This window comes from Amycolatopsis sp. NPDC057786, assembly GCF_042797905.1.
Lineage (GTDB): Bacteria > Actinomycetota > Actinomycetes > Mycobacteriales > Pseudonocardiaceae > Amycolatopsis.
The window spans coordinates 38,926-56,208 of sequence record NZ_JBHVKW010000008.1 but is presented as its reverse complement, the minus strand read 5'-3'; the positions used below and the strand labels follow the sequence as shown (position 1 = coordinate 56,208).

The 17,283-nt window shown below is 67.1% G+C and carries 20 protein-coding genes; 4 read left to right on the top strand and 16 right to left on the bottom strand.

Annotated features, from left to right (window positions below; genetic code table 11):
* Positions 1 to 3 precede the first annotated feature (3 nt).
* Both ACFVM3_RS08035 and ACFVM3_RS08030 read right to left on the bottom strand, forming a co-directional pair.
* A complete protein-coding gene (locus ACFVM3_RS08035) occupies positions 4 to 657 on the bottom strand; it encodes a response regulator (RefSeq protein ID WP_378436713.1) in 654 nt (217 codons plus the stop codon).
* 2 nt (positions 658 to 659) lie between these two features.
* Positions 660 to 1,607, bottom strand: a complete 948-nt coding sequence (locus ACFVM3_RS08030) for a HAMP domain-containing sensor histidine kinase (RefSeq protein WP_378436711.1) — start codon at positions 1,605 to 1,607, stop codon at positions 660 to 662.
* Between the two features lie 285 nt (positions 1,608 to 1,892).
* On the opposite strand from ACFVM3_RS08030, the gene ACFVM3_RS08025 reads away from it, so the two are divergent.
* Both ACFVM3_RS08025 and ACFVM3_RS08020 read left to right on the top strand, forming a co-directional pair.
* A complete protein-coding gene (locus ACFVM3_RS08025; RefSeq protein WP_378436710.1) occupies positions 1,893 to 2,351 on the top strand; it encodes a CBS domain-containing protein in 459 nt (152 codons plus the stop codon).
* Between the two features lie 167 nt (positions 2,352 to 2,518).
* Positions 2,519 to 3,805, top strand: a complete 1,287-nt coding sequence (locus ACFVM3_RS08020; RefSeq protein ID WP_378436708.1) for an SLC13 family permease — start codon at positions 2,519 to 2,521, stop codon at positions 3,803 to 3,805.
* Between the two features lie 521 nt (positions 3,806 to 4,326).
* On the opposite strand, the gene ACFVM3_RS08015 is transcribed toward ACFVM3_RS08020, so the two are convergent.
* On the bottom strand, positions 4,327 to 5,967 hold the full coding sequence (locus ACFVM3_RS08015) for a Na+/H+ antiporter (RefSeq protein ID WP_378436706.1): 1,641 nt from the start codon (positions 5,965 to 5,967) through the stop codon (positions 4,327 to 4,329).
* A 344-nt stretch (positions 5,968 to 6,311) separates the two neighbouring features.
* Positions 6,312 to 7,016, bottom strand: coding sequence for a helix-turn-helix domain-containing protein (locus ACFVM3_RS08010; protein WP_378436704.1), 705 nt, complete (start codon positions 7,014 to 7,016; stop codon positions 6,312 to 6,314).
* A gap of 128 nt (positions 7,017 to 7,144) precedes the next feature.
* Between ACFVM3_RS08010 and ACFVM3_RS08005 the strand changes: the two genes are divergently transcribed.
* Positions 7,145 to 7,684 (top strand): RICIN domain-containing protein, encoded by a 540-nt coding sequence (locus ACFVM3_RS08005; protein ID WP_378436702.1) that lies wholly within the window; start codon positions 7,145 to 7,147, stop codon positions 7,682 to 7,684.
* Between the two features lie 153 nt (positions 7,685 to 7,837).
* Here the strand turns inward: ACFVM3_RS08005 and ACFVM3_RS08000 are convergent, their stop codons facing one another.
* From ACFVM3_RS08000 to ACFVM3_RS07990, 3 genes are all read right to left on the bottom strand, one after another.
* Positions 7,838 to 8,179 (bottom strand): ribosomal protein bL12, encoded by a 342-nt coding sequence (locus ACFVM3_RS08000; RefSeq protein WP_378436700.1) that lies wholly within the window; start codon positions 8,177 to 8,179, stop codon positions 7,838 to 7,840.
* 121 nt (positions 8,180 to 8,300) lie between these two features.
* On the bottom strand, positions 8,301 to 8,489 hold the full coding sequence (locus ACFVM3_RS07995) for a hypothetical protein (RefSeq protein WP_378436698.1): 189 nt from the start codon (positions 8,487 to 8,489) through the stop codon (positions 8,301 to 8,303).
* 285 nt (positions 8,490 to 8,774) lie between these two features.
* The gene (locus ACFVM3_RS07990) at positions 8,775 to 9,074 is read right to left on the bottom strand and encodes a hypothetical protein (protein ID WP_378436696.1); all 300 of its coding nucleotides are present in this window, start codon (positions 9,072 to 9,074) and stop codon (positions 8,775 to 8,777) included.
* Positions 9,075 to 9,158: 84 nt separating this feature from the next.
* Between ACFVM3_RS07990 and ACFVM3_RS07985 the strand changes: the two genes are divergently transcribed.
* Positions 9,159 to 9,335 carry a hypothetical protein gene (locus tag ACFVM3_RS07985; protein WP_378436694.1) on the top strand — a complete coding sequence of 59 codons (177 nt, stop codon included), beginning with the start codon at positions 9,159 to 9,161 and terminating at the stop codon, positions 9,333 to 9,335.
* Positions 9,336 to 9,518: 183 nt separating this feature from the next.
* Here ACFVM3_RS07985 and ACFVM3_RS07980 read toward each other — a convergent pair whose 3' ends face one another.
* From ACFVM3_RS07980 to ACFVM3_RS07940, 9 genes are all read right to left on the bottom strand, one after another.
* Positions 9,519 to 9,956 carry a copper resistance protein CopC gene (locus ACFVM3_RS07980; RefSeq protein WP_378436692.1) on the bottom strand — a complete coding sequence of 146 codons (438 nt, stop codon included), beginning with the start codon at positions 9,954 to 9,956 and terminating at the stop codon, positions 9,519 to 9,521.
* Complete coding sequence (locus tag ACFVM3_RS07975) at positions 9,953 to 10,549, bottom strand: DUF1775 domain-containing protein (protein WP_378436690.1); 597 nt, start codon at positions 10,547 to 10,549, stop codon at positions 9,953 to 9,955. Before ACFVM3_RS07975 ends, ACFVM3_RS07980 begins: the two co-directional genes overlap by 4 nt.
* 89 nt (positions 10,550 to 10,638) lie before the next feature.
* Positions 10,639 to 11,235, bottom strand: a complete 597-nt coding sequence (locus ACFVM3_RS07970) for a hypothetical protein (protein WP_378436689.1) — start codon at positions 11,233 to 11,235, stop codon at positions 10,639 to 10,641.
* An 11-nt stretch (positions 11,236 to 11,246) separates the two neighbouring features.
* On the bottom strand, positions 11,247 to 11,684 hold the full coding sequence (locus tag ACFVM3_RS07965) for a hypothetical protein (RefSeq protein ID WP_378436687.1): 438 nt from the start codon (positions 11,682 to 11,684) through the stop codon (positions 11,247 to 11,249).
* Positions 11,685 to 11,792: 108 nt separating this feature from the next.
* On the bottom strand, positions 11,793 to 12,506 hold the full coding sequence (locus ACFVM3_RS07960) for a PucR family transcriptional regulator (protein WP_378436685.1): 714 nt from the start codon (positions 12,504 to 12,506) through the stop codon (positions 11,793 to 11,795).
* Positions 12,507 to 12,572: 66 nt separating this feature from the next.
* On the bottom strand, positions 12,573 to 14,210 hold the full coding sequence (locus ACFVM3_RS07955) for an alpha/beta fold hydrolase (RefSeq protein ID WP_378436683.1): 1,638 nt from the start codon (positions 14,208 to 14,210) through the stop codon (positions 12,573 to 12,575).
* Positions 14,211 to 14,256: 46 nt separating this feature from the next.
* Entirely contained in the window at positions 14,257 to 15,453 is a 1,197-nt protein-coding gene (locus ACFVM3_RS07950; RefSeq protein WP_378436681.1) for an ABC transporter permease, read from the bottom strand.
* Entirely contained in the window at positions 15,450 to 16,133 is a 684-nt protein-coding gene (locus ACFVM3_RS07945; protein ID WP_378436679.1) for an ABC transporter ATP-binding protein, read from the bottom strand. Before ACFVM3_RS07945 ends, ACFVM3_RS07950 begins: the two co-directional genes overlap by 4 nt.
* Positions 16,130 to 17,179, bottom strand: coding sequence for a peptidoglycan-binding protein (locus ACFVM3_RS07940; protein WP_378436677.1), 1,050 nt, complete (start codon positions 17,177 to 17,179; stop codon positions 16,130 to 16,132). Before ACFVM3_RS07940 ends, ACFVM3_RS07945 begins: the two co-directional genes overlap by 4 nt.
* Positions 17,180 to 17,283: the final 104 nt, after the last annotated feature.

Sequence of the window (17,283 nt, the reverse complement as noted above, 5' to 3'; positions counted from 1 at the left end):
CGTTCACGGTTCGATGAGCCCCGCGCGGATGGCGTATCGGGTGAGCTCGAGCCGGTCCTTCAGCCCGAGTTTGTGCAGGAGATTGGCCCGGTGCCGTTCGACGGTCTTGACGCTGATGACAAGGAGATCGGCGATTTCCTTGGAGGAGTGGCCTTCCGCGACGAGTTTGAGAATCTCCTCTTCCCGGTCGGTGATGGCCTTAGCGGGCAGCTCGGAGCCGTCGCGGGCACGGTCGAGGTAGTTACGGATGAGGGCGTTGACCGCACCGGGGTACAGGAACGGTTCGCCGCGCATGGCGGCCCGGCAGGCCTCCACCAGGTCCCGGTCCGCAACCGACTTGAGCACGTAGCCCGACGCACCTGCTTTGAGCGCCTCGAAGAAGTACTGCTCGTTGTCATACATGGTCAGGATCAGGATCCGTAGGTCTGGCTGTAGTCGAGAGAGCTCCCGCGCCGCCTGGAGACCGGTCAGCCGTGGCATCGCGATGTCCAGAATCGCCAGGTCGGGCCGGTCGGCACGGGCCCGCTCGATCGCCTCGGCACCATCGCCCGCCTCGGCGACCACGATCAGATCCGGCTCGCTGTCGAGGATCAGCCGGACTCCCCGTCTGACCAGGGAGTGGTCGTCGGCCAGCAGCACTCGGGTGGGCGATGGCATGGTCAGCGACTCCTGGTGGGTACATGCAGGCGGACCTCGGCGCCGCCCTGCGGGCTGGAGCCGACGGCGAGCTCGGCACCGATCAGCAGGGCGCGTTCACGCATGCCACGGATCCCGGCCCCCTCCGACATCGTGCCGAATCCCCGGCCGTCGTCGCGGATGCGCAGGTGCACGCCAGTCGGGGTCCGGCTGAGGACGAGTTCGAGATGCCTGGCGCCGGCGTGGCGCGCGGTGTTGGTGATGGCCTCCTGTGCGACCCGGTACACGACCAGTTCGGCCTCCTCCCCCAGTGCGGGCAGGTCGGAGTCGAACCGGCGACGCACGGTGAGACCGCTGTGTCCGGAGATCTCCGTGGTCAGCGCCTTCAGCGCGCTGATCAGTCCGAGCTGTTCCAGGTCGCCGGGGCGCAGCCGCCGGGCGATCCGCCGGATCTCGTCGAGACTGCCTCGGGTGGTCTCCTGCACTTGCCGTAATTCGTCGCGCACCGGTGCGGGTGCGTGGTCGGCGACTCGTTTGAGTTCCAGCAGGACCGCGGTGAGGGTCTGGCCCACTTCGTCGTGCAGTTCCTGGGCGACTCGGCGTCGCTCGTCCTCCTGTGCGGTGAGGGCGCGGGCGGCGCTGAGGCCCCGTTCGGCCTCCAACCGGTCAAGCATGCTGTTGAACGTCTCGATCAGATCGGCGATCCCACCGTGCCCGGTCACCGCGGTCCGTGGGCCGGGACGCAGTAGATCCGTAGTGGTCATGGCCCGGGTGAGCCGCTTCAGCGGGGCGAGCCCGACTCTGAGCAGCACGGCGTTGGCGATCAGCATGGCGACGAGCCCTCCGGTCACGATCACCGCCTCGGTGAACAGCACCGGGGTCGACACGGTGACCGGGCCTAGCAGGAGCAGCACCATCGCGGCCAGTAGAACAACAGCGTTGAGCAGGAAGATCCGCCAGAACAGGGACATGGTGTTCCGTCCTCCCCGCTCGTCGTCGATCCGTATCAGCCAGATTGCCTGGCCGCTGAGGGCGTGTCCATCCGGGCCAGCACCCAACTCGGCGTACATGTCGCCCCCCACCCCAAATGGGTGCTGAGCCCGATAGTGCCGGGCGGGGTTTCCGCAAAGACTATGGCCGTCAACGCACCGACGACTCAGGAAACCGAGGTGAGACCCGTGGTTGCCGGCCCTCAGACCTGTGGAACGCCGACAGACGGTGTCAGCACCGGAACCGACGGCGAACGGGTGGATTCCATGCGCGCCAGCGATATCGCGATCACCGTGCCGACGGTCACCGCGGACGATCCGGTGGCACAGGCGATCCGGGTGATGGCGGTCAGCAGACTGCCGGGTCTGATCGTCGTCGACCACCTGTCCCGCCCCCGGATGGTGCTGCCGGGCACCCAGGTGCTCCGTCTCGCGGTACCCGGGTCCTATCAGGACGATCCCGCCCTCGTCCGCGCCGTCGACGAAGAACACGCCGACCAGTTCTGGCAGGAGCTGGGCAACCTGACCGTGGGCGACTGCGCCCCCGCCCGCGCGGTCAAACCGGTGATCGTGCGTGCTGACGCCACCTTGCTGGAGATCGCTGCTCTCATGGCCCGCCAGCACAGCCCCCTCGTCGCTGTCGTCGACCACCACGGCGTCCTGCTCGGCGCCGTCACCCTCGAGCGACTGGTCACCAGCCTCGCAGTCTTCGGCATCGGCGACTAGCCAGGCCGCCCTCCATCCCCGAACTTCCCGGCCCAGGTGGCTCAGTCCGTCTCCCTGTGAAAGGTCGATCCAGTGCGCCCGCTTGTCGCCTGTTCGTCATCACCGGCTCGCCACTCGGGCACGTGCCATGTCACCACCGGCCAGGCCGGGCCACCGGGATACGGCCGATGAGCGCCATTCTCGCCCTCGCGATCTTCCTGGTCGCCTTCTACTTCATCGCCACCGAGAAGGCCGACAAGGTCAAGGTCGTGCTGATCGCCTCGGCACTGATGGCCGTCCTGCAGCTCGCGCCCGGTGCCGAGGTGTTCTACTCCGAACACGCCGGGATCGACTGGAACGTCATCTTCCTGCTGTTCGGCATGATGATCATCGTCGGCATAGTCAAACAGACCGGAATCTTCGACTACCTCGCCATCTGGTCGGCCAAGAAGGCCCGCGGCAAGCCCTACCGCCTGATGGTGATGTTGATGGGCATCACCGCGATCGCATCGCCATTCCTGGACAACGTCACCACGATCATGCTCGTCGCGCCGGTGACCATCGTGCTGTGCAACCGGCTGCGGATCCCCGCCCAGCCCTATCTGATCGCCGAAGTGCTGGCCTCCAACATCGGGGGCGCCGCCACCCTCATCGGTGACCCGCCCAACATCATCATCGGCAGTCGCGCCGGTCTCACCTTCACCGACTTCCTCGTCCACATGACCCCGATCGTGGTCATCGTCTTCGCGGTCTTCGTGTTGATGACGCGCGTGCTTTTCCGCAAATCGTTCCAGTACAACCCCGAACGCGTCGCCGCGGTGATGGCATTGCAGGAACGCCGCGCCATCACCGACCCCGCCATGCTCCGCCGCTGCCTGGCGGTATTCACCCTCGTCGTGGCGGGTTTCAGCCTGCACGCCGTCCTCCACCTCGACCCTGCGGTCATCGCCCTCGTCGGGGCCGGCCTGATGCTCCTGGTCACCAAGGCCGACGTCGGCGATGTCCTGCGCGAAGTCGAATGGCGCACTCTGGTGTTCTTCATGGGGCTGTTCGTGATGGTCGCCGGCCTCGTGCACACCGGCGTCATCGAAACCATCGGCACCTGGGCTGTACAGAGCTTCGCGGGCAACTACTTCCTTGCCGCCACCGCACTTCTGTTCGGCTCCAGTGTCCTGGGCGCCTTCTTCGACAACATTCCTTACGTGGCGACAATGACCCCGATCGTCGAAGGGATGGTCACCGACATCCCCGATCCGCAGACCGGTCAAGCCCTCTGGTGGTCCTTCGCCCTCGGCGCGGACTTCGGCGGCAACGGAACCGCCGTCGCGGCCAGCGCCAACGTCGTCGCACTCGGCATCGCCGCGAGGTCGGGTCATCGCATCACCTTCTGGCAGTTCACCAAGTACGGCATCGTCGTCACCGTGCTCAGCACCGCGATGGCCTGGGTGTACGTGTGGCTGCGCTACTTCGCCTGAGGGACGGTCGCTCGGACTGACGCTTGATGGATTGATGAGCCATCAATCCGGGAGGTCGTCGTGCCCGCAACATCCCGTGCCACCGAACCGCTCTATCGGTTCAGGTCCGACTTGTTCAAATGCCTGGCGCATCGGGATTCCGGCATCCCTGGTGGCTGTCGCCGTGACGACCGTCGTCGCCGAAGTCCTCCCGGCTTCGCACTGATTCCCAAGCGAGGGCCGACCCGCGGAAATCGGGACAGGAGACCTGCTTCCAGAAGAAGGCCGACTTCTTCGATCGCGCTCGACGACGACCACCATCCCGGTGCCATGGCCCGCGACCCGGAAACGCCTAAGAAATCTCTGCCAGGCAAGGACTTCGTGCCGCCGATGATCGCGGTCCCGAACGACTGGGGCGGCATCCCCGGGAACGTATCGTTGCGTCTTGGTCTCCATGGACGACAACCACGTCACCGCCACCTTCATGACCACACTCTCCCCCGTCCGGGAAAGCCAGGATCACCGCACTCGGGTGGTGACGCTCACGAATGCCCCGAGGACGGCAGCAAAGTGTTCTCCTCGTGGTCAAGCTCGCTCTGCAGGATCCGCAAGCTCGCATCGGGCAGACGGCCCGCGTCACGCCAGCGGAGAAGCTCCTCGCGCTGGGCCTCGATAACGCTGTGCCGGGCATGGACGGCGGCCTCGTACTCCGGCGACCGCGGCCCCTCCGGATTATCCTCGAGGTAGGCGAGCCGCACCTGATAGCGCCGCTGCCTGGTCTCAAGGTTCTTCCGCAGCGCCGCGGCCGGCTCGGGCGGTAGTTCATCTTCTTCGACGAGCTGATCCAGACGCGCGAGCGCGGCGTCCACCGCGGCGCTGCGCGCCTGGTTACGGAGCCGGGCCTGGTCCTGGACATCGGCGCGCAGGCCGAGCCGTTTCAGCAGCGGCCCGAATGTCACGCCCTGGCCCACCAAGGTCACCAGAACCACCAGGAACGCCGAGAACAGCAGCAGGTCACGCGCGGGGAACGGAGTCCCGTCGGCGGTCACGACCGGGATCGCGAAGGCGGCCGCAAGCGTGATGACCCCACGCGTCCCCGCCCAGCTCAGCCCCACGACCTCCCTTCCCGTCAGTGCCCGGTCCGGCATTTCCTGGGAACCGTCCGGCTCGTCGGCCGCGCTGCCGAGACGCGCGTGCAACCGGCGGGGGACGTGCTGAGTGACCAGCAACCACAGCGGCCGGACCAGCAGGACCGCGCCGACGGTGATGGCCGCGGTCGCGATCACCGACGAGACCGGGTAGCTGCCGAGCCCGGCGATCACTGCGGGCAACTGCTGGCCGATGAGCAGGAAGACGAAGCCTTCGAGCAGGAAATTGACCAAACTCCACACCGCACCGGTCTGCAGCCTGCTCGCCCCGGTCTGCAGGCGGGGGTTCTGGTGTCCGACGATCAGGCCGGCCACGACGACGGCGAGTACGCCCGAGCCGTGGATCGTCTCGCCGAGCACGTATGCGGCGAACGGGGTCGCCAGCGACACCGCGTTCGTCGACAGCGGGTCGGTGAGGACCCGGCGGGACAGCCGGACAAGGAACGCCACGACCACACCGACCAGTAACCCGCCGAAAGTGGCGAGAGCGAACTCGCCCGTCGCGGCACCGAACGAGAAACTGCCTCCGATCGCGACGGCGAGCGCCATCTTGTAGACGGTCAGCGCCGTGGCGTCGTTGAGCAGCCCCTCCCCCTCGATCAGCGTGGACAGCTTCGCAGGCAAACCGACCCGGCGGCCGACGGCCAAAGCCGCGACAGGATCCGGCGGCGCGACGGCGGCCCCCAGCGCCACCGCCGCCGCGAGCGGGATCACCGGAACCAGCCAAGTCAGCAAACCGCCGACAGCGAACGCCGTCACCAGCACAAGCAGCACCGACAAGCTCACGACCGACCGCAACCGGCTGCGGATCGCCAGCAGGCTCGAACCGAGCGCCGCGTTGTACAACAACGGCGGCAGGATCACGTCGAGCACGAACTCCGGCTCCAAATGCAGGTTGGGACCAGGCAACAAGGCGTAGACGAGACCGACCACGGTCAGTAACACCGGATCCGGCAAGCCCAGCCGGTGACTGATCGCACCGACCACCACGATGACACCCAGCATGGCCAGAACGAACCCGATTACTCCCAGCATGCCCTGTTTCTACCCGATCACCGCCGGTCCCTGGACTGCTTCGACCGGATTGTCGGCTATCGCTCATCCGCACAGGCCGTCGGACTCAGCAGCCAACAGCTGTGCGATCTTCGCTAGCAGGGCAGCAGGGTCTCGCGGTCCGGCCGTGTTCAGCAGGAGGGTGGCAAGGACCAAGCTGCCGATCGCCCAGACGAGGGTCGGCGATGATTCCGGCAGCATCCCCGATCTGGTCGCGGGCGACGTCCGGTTCTCGATCTCCCTGGGCGACGGTGAACTGGACCCGCGAGACATACCCACCCCCAGCCGTGGACCGTCCTTCGACGGTCCACAAAGGACATCGATGCTCATCCGAGTGCGCGGGTGACTTGTTCGGCGGCGGCGAGCAGGGGGCGAGTGAAGCGTGTGGACGCGGAGATGCCGGTGCGGCCGGTGACGCCGAGGGCTCCGACGAGGGTCCCGTCGGGGCTGCGCAGATGAACGGCGAGGCAACTGTAGCCGGGTCGTGTTTGCTCATGCTCGACGGCGATGCCGGTGTCGCGGACGACTTGGACGGCGGTGGCGAGGCGAGGGCAGGTCCCCCGGTGTGGTTCGGCGAGCTCGGGGCGATCGGTGAGCAGAATGCGTCCGAGGGCGGAGTTGACAAACGCACGGCTGCGGAAGTCGGTGGGCCAGGGATTCTGACGGATCTCGGCAGCGCACTGGGGAGCGAACGCAAGATCGAGGAGTGTGAAGGCCGTTGGAGTGAGCATGAAGGTCCAGCTGATCTGCCCGGTCCGAGTGTGCAGGTCGTGCACGTGCGGGACCGTTGCCAGTCTGATATTGCGCTGGTCGGCGGCGCGCACGCCGAGTGAGATGAGCCGGTCCCCCAGCTGATAGCCGCCTTGAACACGTCGCAGCAGGCCTCGAATGACCAGATCGGCGGCGATGCGGCGGGCGGTCGGCTTGGGGATGCCGGTGTCGCGGGCCAGGCCGGCCAAGGATGTGCGCTCGCGGGCGGCCACGGCGTCCAGAACGGCGAGGACGCGCCCAGTAACGGTGTGGTCGTCCATGCCGTGTGAGTCGCCGCTGACCGGGTGAACGTTTCCGAGCGAGTCACTCAGTGACTCGCTCCTCTGGGCCTGGCAGTCGGGGGCTGCCACGGTGGTGCCTGCTCAGGGTCATCAGAGGGAGGAGCACGATGCGGAGAATTCTTTCGGTACTGGCAGTGGTGATCGCGGTCTGCGCGTGGGGTGCACCGCAGGCATCGGCGAAGTCGGTCGGACCGGGGCCGTACACCATCCAGAACGACTTCAGCCACCTGTGCGTCGACGTGGCCTACGGGAGTCTGTCGTCGGGGGCGCGGGTGCAGCAGTGGAATTGCTACAACGGCACCCCCGAGCGGTGGCGGTTCGAGTACTACGGCTGGTCCACAGCGTGGTCCACGGCGGGCGAATCCTACTACCGGGTGGTCAACGTCAACAGCGGCAAATGCTTGGAGGTGCGTGACGGCTACACCGGGCCAGGCGGGATCATCCAGCAGTACGACTGCTGGAACGGGCCGATGCAGTTGTGGACGCCGAGGCAGGTCGGGGCCACGGACATGGTGCAGCTGGTGAACTTCAGGAGCGGTAAGTGCCTGGATGACACTGACTGGAGCACGTGGCCGGGAACGTCCCTGCAACAGATCGACTGCGGCGCCTGGCGAGCGCAGTACTGGCACCTGTACCCACAGAGCTAAATGACAGATTCCGTGAAGATCACCTGGGGGAAGGTTTCGACCCATTCAGGGCGACGGAGGCGCAGGCATTGATGGCCGTGCCGGGCCACGGCATCGCCGCGTGGCCCGGCAGCGCCCACCCGGACGCAGCAACTTGCTCGTGCGAGGGGATCGTCAGGCACGCGGTCGCCGCGTGTATTCCCGGGTCGGCTCCGGCGTCGCACGTTCTCCGGCCTCGGGCGTCAGGCGGACGATGCCCCCGGCCGCCTCGAGCTTCCGCTTGGCCTCGTCGGCGGTTCGCCGGGACACCTGCTTCAGTACTGCCGTGGGGACCGCGTTGACGAGGTCCGTGGCTGCGCGCAGGTCAAGCCCGAGGCCGAGGTCCTGGTAGACGACCTTGATGACCTGGATCTTCTTGCGGCCGGCGTGCTGCGGGACGACGTCGAACTCATCCTGCTCGGGCATCGGCCCCGACCCCTGCCCGGCCAGCAGCGCGGTGGCCTGCGCGATGGTCAACCGCAGGCAGGGATCCTTGACGGTGAGGCCCGGTCGCTTTCCGTCATCGTGCCGCGGCCCCGCACACGAAACCGGCCGCCGCTCGCGTTCGGGGGCGCGAGCGACGGCCGGTGAGGTCCCGTCAGCTGGCTTCGGCCAGCGGCGGAGGGACACTACAGGTGGTGAAACAGTTGAAGACCTGCCCACCCTGCCGGTTGGACCAGTTGTCGAACCGGTCGATCACCAGCTCGACCTGGCGCCCGGCGGAAGCGGTGTCGATCCCCCGGACGGCGAAGAGCGAACGGACGTTGTCGGTCACAGCGTTCTTCATCGAAAGGCTCCCAGGCTGGTCGGGTTTCTCGTTCACTGAGGAAATCGTGCCTGAGCGCCCAGTTCACAACCAGTGTCGTGCATCATCGCGCAAATGTGCGTTTTACCTACCCCGGAAGGTTCTTCCGACTACGCCATTCCCGCGATCGACGCCCATCGAATGAAGTAACGCGTACTGCCACTGGTGACGGTGCGCGGTGAATCAATCCCATTGCGCGACGATCACCGAAAGTCACGGAATACCCCGACAGACCAATCGGTACGTCCACGATCACCAAGTATCACTTCAACGCCGAGTGGAAGTCTCCGTGACGGGATCGGACAGCGTCAGCGCGACTTCAGAGTGACCCGGACTAGTCACGCCTCGCTCAGGGCGAACTGAGCCTGCGCCCGATCCCGTCGAGGCCTCGGTCACCGCGTCCCGCAGTGCCGTCTCCGCATCGCGCCCTTCACGAACCAGGCGCTTGGTCAACAGGATCGTGCTCGGCTCGCTCAGCGCGCTGCCGAGCACGTAGGTGAACACGGTCGCGGCGGCCCCGAGGACACACCTGGCCGGGATGCGGGCGCCGCGGCCGGCGAAGAACACCCCGACCACACCTGGCCATCGATCGCCATCAAAACCCTGGAAACCTCAACACCGCCGCCCACAACGCACGCGACGCCGGCGACCTTGGATCTGGCCGAGGCGCTCATCGCGACGCTGCTGGATGGCGGGATATCACCCCGTGAGGCCGCGTGGACAGGCTGGGGCATGATCTACTTCATCCTCTGGCCGACCCAGGAGGAACAGGCGCTGCCGGACCGATCCGGGACAGATGACCTGGCTGTCGGGGAGCGGCTGCGCTGAAAATCGTGCTCCTGTTTCTCGCCGAGCGGTCCTTCGACGAACGCTTCGAGTTCGGGGTCGCGAAGATGCCGGCATAGGACGGTCCACAAAGGACTGAGTTCGAAGCGCGATCCAGTGCACGAGCTGACCAGCGCCGCACAGGGCACTTGAACGTCACCTGTCTCTGACGCCACACTGTCGCTGTCACCGTCGTGCCAGCCTCCATGCCACCAGCACCGCGCCCGCGCAGCAAGCCGTCAACAGAATCCACACCCAGACCGGCGGCTCGGGCGAACCGACCGTGAACCGGTACTGGCCGGTCACGACGCGATTGTCCATCGGCTTCACGCTGTACTCGACCGTATACTCGCCGGCGGACAGCTTTCGTAAGGGAGCCGTCACGACCTTCTCGTCGACCGCGATCATTGACTCCGTCACCACCTCCCCGCTGCCGTTCGTCACGACGATCTCGTACGGGCCGCCACCGGAGACCCGGCGGTCGAAGGTCAGCCGGACGTATTGAGGGGCAACAGCCACTCGTGAGCCGACCGGCGGGCTCGCGTCCTTCAGCACTGGAGTCGCCACCGCGGTGGGCGATCCGAGGCAGAACAGGACGAACACGAAAGCCAGCAGACGTTTCACGGGATCTCCCTGCGCCGGACGAGGATCACGCCGCCGGCGATCAGCAGGAGTGCGGCGGCCAGCAATGCCGCAGGGATCAGCCAGGAGACGGAGGAGGTGGAAGCGGTGCGGGAGCTGTGGTGACCGCGTGCGGATGGCTCTGCCAGCGGGACCTCCGGGGCCGGACTGTCCGGCTGACCAGCCCATGCCACCGTGCCACCGTCGGCCAGGAACTGCGTCGTGGGCAGGGTCAGCGATGGCGCCTCAGAGGGCAATGGGCCCAGTGTCAGGCCGAAGTCCTCGTAGTGCTCGTCTCCTCCGGCGATCTCGGATCCAGGGCGTGCGGTCCACACGACACCGATCACCACACCTCCGTCGCCGCGCCGGATCGAGGCGTCCCAGCCGGCCACGGGGCGCGTGCGCGCGGTCGTGATGCCGTACGAGAGTTCGAGCGCGACCTCCAGCCGTACCGTGGCAGCGCTTTCCTCGTTGGGGACGCGGAGGACGATGGTGCCGTGACCGCCCTTCTCCGGCGGGGTGTCAGGGATGTGCGCGGTCACGTGGGCATGTGCCGTTCCCGCTCCGAGCAGCAATGCGGCAACCGTGACCGCCAAGGTTCTGATGAACACGTGAAGCCTTTCCAGGGAAGTAGGGGCCTCCGGCGCCGAGGGAGGGAGCGCCGGAGGCCCGAGCCGTCATGAAGTCAGCAGTTCGCCTTGACCTGCCTGGCGGTCGTGTGCCACGGCTGTCCCTTGGTCTGGCCCGTGACAGACCCGTTCACAAACCAGTAGTAGTGGCCGTAATAGCGGCTGCCGAAGTGGATCTCCCACTGGCCGTCCACCCGTGTCTGCTGCTTCTGGGCGTAGATGTCGACTCGGGACTTCTTGCCCACGTCCTGGCGGATCTCGTCCGCCTTGGTGTCCGTCCAACTCCACTCGCGCTGGAAGCTCGACTTGATCGACAACTCGAAGATCTCACCGAGTGTGACACCGGCGCTGATCTCCACGCCGAACGTGTTCGTGGTGCCGCTCGTCGACTCCCAGCGGATAACCCTGGTCTGGTTGAAGTTGGTGCAGTTCGTCGAGCTGCCCGCGAGCATGTTGGGGCCGCCGAACACCTGCATGCCGCCCTGGGGTTTGAACTCGCAGTAGTCAGCTCCGGCACATTTGTTCATTAGTTGCTGGCGCGTCGGCTGGCCGGCGTGGTTGGCGGAGGCGACACCCGTCAGGGTGGTCAGCGATGCCGAGATCGCCAGTGCGAGCGCGGCGAGGATTGTGGCCCTCGTGGACATGATGCTCATCTGGTGCTCCTTCAGCTCAAGCCGATCTTCATGGTGTAGTTGCCCACGTAAGTGACGTCGGGGTCGTTGCCCTTGTAGGGGCCCTCCCGGTGCGTCTCAGTGGTGTAGAGCCACGCCCAGCAGTTGCCCCAGGCCTGCACCGAGCGGACCTTGTTCTGCCAGGCGGTGCCCTTGATCGAGATGAACCAGTTGACGTTGCCGTCGTCCGGACACGGCCGCGGAACCCAGATCGTCATCGAGTCGCGCGTGTAGTCGGTGCCGGTGAAGAGCTTGACGCCGATGACGTCGCTGTCACCCCGGATACCGTCGGAGCCGTTGCATCCCCACTTGTTCGTCGCCGCTGCCAAATGGCAGTGCTGGGCGGCACTCGCGATACCTGCCGGTGTCAGCACCACGGCCAGCGCCGCAGCCGCCAGCACCGCCAGGACCTGACGTCCTGATTTGAGCATTCTGGTTTTTCTCACTTGAAGCGAACCCTCCATTCGACCACTCGGCGGTGGGTTGCGGCAAAAATATTGGGCACCGCGCTCGAGAGTCCATCCGCATTTTATGAAAAATCAGCCGAAGGACCGATCGGAAGGTGGCTCGCAAAACGCCTCGGCGATCAGTGCAATGGCGAGCTGCTGAAGGCCGCGCCCGGTCAACGGATCAACGCCCGTGATCTCGGCGATCTTGCCCAGTCGATAGTCGATGGTGCTGCGATGCACGAACAGAAGCTTGGCCGCCTGATTCCGGTTGTGGTCCGCATCGACCAGCGCCACCAGTGTCTCCCGCAGGACCGGGTACTGGCGCAGTGGCTTGATCATGCTCACCAACTGCTCGGCCACCTCCTGCTCGCGGGTGACCGCGTACTCCACCAGCACGTCCGTCATCTGATACGTCCCACCCGGCCTGCGTCCCGCTTCCAGCAGGCGAACGATGTCGAGCGCCTCGCGGTAACCATCGACTATCCGATCGGCCGGCCGCCGTGAGAGGGCCAGCCACCCGCCCGCCGGCAGGCACGAGCCCAGTTTCCTGATCGCTGATCGAGTCGTCGCAGGGTCGACATCAGGCACAAGGGCGATGCCCACCCCATCGCGGCCCGTCAGCAGGACTCCAGAACAGAACGAACCGCGGCAGCAAGGCCGGTCGAGCCGTCCTCCCGCAAGTGTCAGCACCGCGACGACATACTGCCCAGCAAGCCCGCAGAACACGTCCGGTTCGATCTCACCGCCGTCGATCAATCGATCGGCCAGGGTGTCGCCCGTAGTTGGGAACGCGAGGCCGACCACGCGACTGCCACCTTTCCCCATGCCCATTGGCCGTGCATCAGTTACAGAAGCCCATATGGGCCACCATCACCGCGATTCGGCACCCGCTCGAGTGGACGGTGCCGACGCGGCCCTGACCTGTTCGGTGAGCGAACCTGTCGGCGATGCGGACTGGGGTTCTCCGTCCGCGGCGATGTCAGGCCGGGGCGCACCGGGGCAGGTCGCTCCGGCGACAGGCAGGACGCCGTTGATCAGGTAGTCGTCGACTCGCTTGGTGGCACAGGAGTTCCGCCCGTACATGCCGTGGCCACCCTCGTCTGTCACGGTGAGCAGGCGGGCGGAGAGCCTGCGCGCCATCGCCGGACCCCCGGCGTACTGGGTCTTCGGATCGTATTCAGCCTGCACGACGAGCCCCGCGGGGTACCCGGATCGCTTGAGCGGCACCAGCTTCTCCGTCGGCCGGGACGAGCTGAACGTGCAGTGCTTCGGTGCGGCCGCCATCGCACCGGGTCCATAGGGGTAGCGCTCGCGGAAGATCCGCATCTGCCGGTAGTAGACGTTGAGGTCGGTATGCCAGTTCGCTTCGCACGTCACCGCGTACCAGACACCGTTGACACGGACGGTTTCCCTCTGCGCGATCAGAGTTCCGAGTGCCGAGGCGGCGTCCGCCGACAGCGCACCGGTGCCGGCCGACTCACGAATGGCTTTGATCATCAAGGCGGTGACGTGCCAGCTGGGGCGCGCCACGGTGTCCAAGCCGAGCATCTGGTCCAGCACGTCCCTGGTGACCAACGGCGCGTGCTGCGGCCCGCCCGGCACAGGCTTGAGAGCGAGCCGCTCCCCCAGCGCCTCCATCGCCGCGTGCACGTCGCGCCCCGTTCGCCCGAGGCCATACGTGTTGTCACGTTGCGAGACCCATGCCGCCCAGGCGTCGAAGTTCTGCTTGGAGGCGACAGCCTGGGTCTTGAAAGCCTCGTAGTAGAACCAGTCCGGGTGCATCGACGAGTCCAGGACGCTGCGGTTGAGGTGCTGGGGGAACAGGCTGCCGTAGACGGCGCCCAGGTAGGTGCCGTAGGAGAAGCCCAGGTAGTTGATCTTCTTCTCACCGATGGCCGCGCGGATCACATCCATGTCCCTGGCGGTGTTGGCGGTGGTGATGTGTTCGCGCAGTTCGCCACCTGTGTGTGCGCACTGTTCCTCGAGCCTGCGGGCTTCGGCGGTGATCGCGGCGAACTGTTCGTCGGTCGGCCTGGTCGGCGTGGTGCCGGTTCCGCTGTCCACCGCGCACCACAGGTTGGTGGAAAATCCGGTTCCCCTGGGCGAGAAGCCGATCAGGTCGAACGCCTGCGCGATGGCCTGGTTGCCGAACTGGCCGGGCATGAGGATGCCGTCGCCGCCGGGCCCTCCGGGGTTGAGCATCAGCACGCCCTGGCGCTGGGCGGGGTCCTTGGCCTTGCGCCGGTGCACCGCGATGCTCAGGGTGCCCGCCTGGGGCCGCCGGTAGTCCCTCGGCACCACGATCGCCGCGCACTCGGGGAGTTCCACAGGAGCCCCGGCCACCGCGGGGTCAGGGAAGAGGACGTTGCAGTCCTTCCATTCGGCGGACTGCGCGTAGAACGGGTCAAGCGCCCGGTCGTACGCGAGAGCCACCGGACTTGCCGCTGTGACAACGCTTGCCGCCACCAACGCCGTGACGAGCAGGGTGACGCCTCGTGGGGTTCTCATGGTGTGAAGGTCTACCGGCGGCCGCGTTTCCACGTGGTTTCCGCGGTCAGGTCGCCGCGAGAGCCACCGTCGGCGCCAGTGCCGCGGCTCGCCCGGCCGGCACCCAACCCGCCACCACGCCGACGAGGACGGACGATGCGACACCACCCGCGATCGCCTCGACAGGCAACGCGAGCAGCCAGCTGTTGCTCACCGCGTAGCCGACGCTCGCCACGAGGCCGAGCAGCACACCCGCCACTCCGCCGAACCCGGACATCAGCACGGCCTCGGCGAGGAACTGTGCCCTGATCTGACTGCGGCGTGCTCCCAGCGCACGTCGCAGCCCGATCTCGGAGCGCCGTTCCAGCACGGAGATCACCATCGTGTTGGCCACCCCGACACCGCCGGCGAGCAATGCCACCGCTCCGAGCCCGAGGAACGATGCCGTGAACGTCGCCTTGGCCTGGAGCTGGGCAGCCAGCGCGTCGGAGGGCCTGCTCACCGCGACCTCCTCCGGGTGCTCCGGGTTCACCGTCACCGGCAGCACCGCGCGCACCTCGTCCACTCTGGACGGATCCGACCGTTCGTAAACCGTGGTGGGATGCCCGTCGAAGCCGAGGTAGCGCTGTGCCGCGGCCCAGCCGACCATGGCGGATCTGTCCAACTCGGCCGCGAGCGGCACGGGTTCGAGCACACCGAGCACGGTGAACCACCTGTCGCCCAGATAGATCTGGTCTCCTGCGGTGTCGATCGCGAGCCGTTTCGCCGCCTCGCTGCCGAGCACCACCACGGGGTAGCGCGAGGTGGCGTCGTTGAGCCACGATCCGGTGCGCACGACGGCTTCGAGGGTGCCGAGCAGGTCCGTCTCGACCGCTTCGACGGTGATGCCGCCGGTGGCCAGCGGGTCCACCTCGTCGTTGCGCAGCACCGGTACTCGCTCGACCGTGCCGGCAGCCGCAACGCGGTGCACCGACTCGATCCGGTTCACCATGGCCGAGGCGTTCTCCGGCAGCTTCGCGGGCTTGCCCTGCACGGTGTTCCCCGCTCCGACGCGCAACAGGTTCGTACCCAGCGCGTCCAGCCGCGCCTGCAGCTCCGCCTGGCTCGACGCAGAGATGCCGAGCACGGCGACCATCGCGGCCACACCGATCGCGATACCCAATGCCGACAACACCGCCCTGGCAGGGCGCCCTGCCACGCCACCGAGTCCCTCCCGCACCAGATCCGCGACGGTCGTTCTGGCGGGCTGGGGCAGGTCCGTCATGCCGATCCCCTCACGCTGTCGTGGCGCACCGCGCCGTCGAGCACCTCCACCCGGCGAGGCAACGACCGCGCGACGGCGAGATCGTGCGTGATCACCGCGATCGTCGTTCCTTCCGTGTTCAGCTCGTGCAACAGGTCCAGCACCACCCGTCCCGACGACGAGTCGAGCGCACCGGTCGGTTCGTCGGCCAGCACGATCGCCGGACGGCCCACCAGGGCGCGGGCGATCGCCACCCGCTGCCGCTCACCACCGGACAGCTCCGACGGCAGGTGGTCGACCCGGTGACCGAGGCCGACCCGGTGCAACGCTTCCTTCGCACGACGGCCCCGTTCCGTTCTCCCCGCTCCCTGGTACAGCAGGCCGTTCGCCACATTCCACAACGCGGTCAGGTGCGGAGTGAGGAAGAAGCGCTGGAACACAAACCCGACCCAGTGCGCGCGAACCGCCGACAGCGCCCGGTCGTCCAGCGCCGCCACGTCGTGCCCCAGCAACCGGACCGTGCCCGACGTGGGACGGTCGAGCGTTCCCATCAGCTGCAGCAGCGTCGACTTGCCCGAGCCCGACGGGCCGACCACGGCGAGCAGTTCGCCTGCGTGCACGCTCAGGTCCACCGCGCGCAGCGCGTGAACATCGCCCGCATACACCTTCGACACGCCACTCAGTTCGATGACCTGGGTCATACACCAGCCACCTTCACTTGCACACCCTCGCGCAGCTCCGGTCCGCTGACCTCGACCTGCCCCGCGGCGAACATGCCGAGTTCGACCGCGACCTTCCTGGCGCCGGTGCCGTCGACAACCTCGACGGCGTGTCCGCCCTCAGGAAGCGCGAGCAGAGCACCCACCGGCACGACCAGCACGTCCTTCCTGCTTTCACCGGCGAACTCGACCTGCACGGGCGCCGCGTCCAGCGCACCGACCGCGGCCGGATCGGTGAGCACGACCTCCGTCTCGATCACCGATCCCTTGCCCTCGCGGGCGACGGCGACCTTGCCGACCGCGCCGACACGTCCCCTGGTCCGCGCACCGCCGGGCAGCACGACGTTCACCTCGGCGTCCGCGACGACCAAGGCCTGCCTGTCGGCGGGCACATCGACAACGACCAGCCGCATCGTGCCCGTTCCGGACAGGACCTTGCCCTGCGCTGGCCCGCCGGCCCGCACCGTCAGTTCGGACACCCGCAGCGGACCCGGCGTGATCACCACCGCACCGACCGCGATCGTGCCGGTCCGAGGGTGCCCGATCTTCTTCTGCCAGCTCCGCACCGCGGCCGCGGTGGCGCCGTCGAACCGGTCGTCCACGGTGAACCCTCCATACCCCAGCGCCTTCAGGTTCTCCTCAAGCAGGCGGACATCCGCACCCGCGGTCATCCCCTGCCTCAGCTCACGCCAGAGGGGCTTGTCCCCGAACAACAGCGGAACAGCGACGTCGTTCACGAAGTACACGGCCGCACCACGATCGACCACATCACCGATCTTCGGCAACGCCGTCACGACACCGACGTCTCCGGAAGCGAACACGTCGTACTTGCCCGCGTATCCCAGACGTCCTGGTAGCGACTCATGCTCGACGAGAGTCTGCCTGCGCACCTCGGTGGTCTTGCCAGGCCGCGTCTGCTGTCGCTGCCCGGCATCATCGCCGCCGTTCAGCACGAGTGTCGCGGTCACACCGGCCGCCACCGCGACCGCGGCGAGCGTCGCGAGCATCGTCGATCTCCTTCGCCCCATCGGGCCCTCCTCGACTCGGTAATGCCTCCGATCTACTCGAACGGGTGTTTCCGGAGGGTCTCCGCGTCCCTGGAAACGCTCTGGAAACCTCGCGTACCCCATAC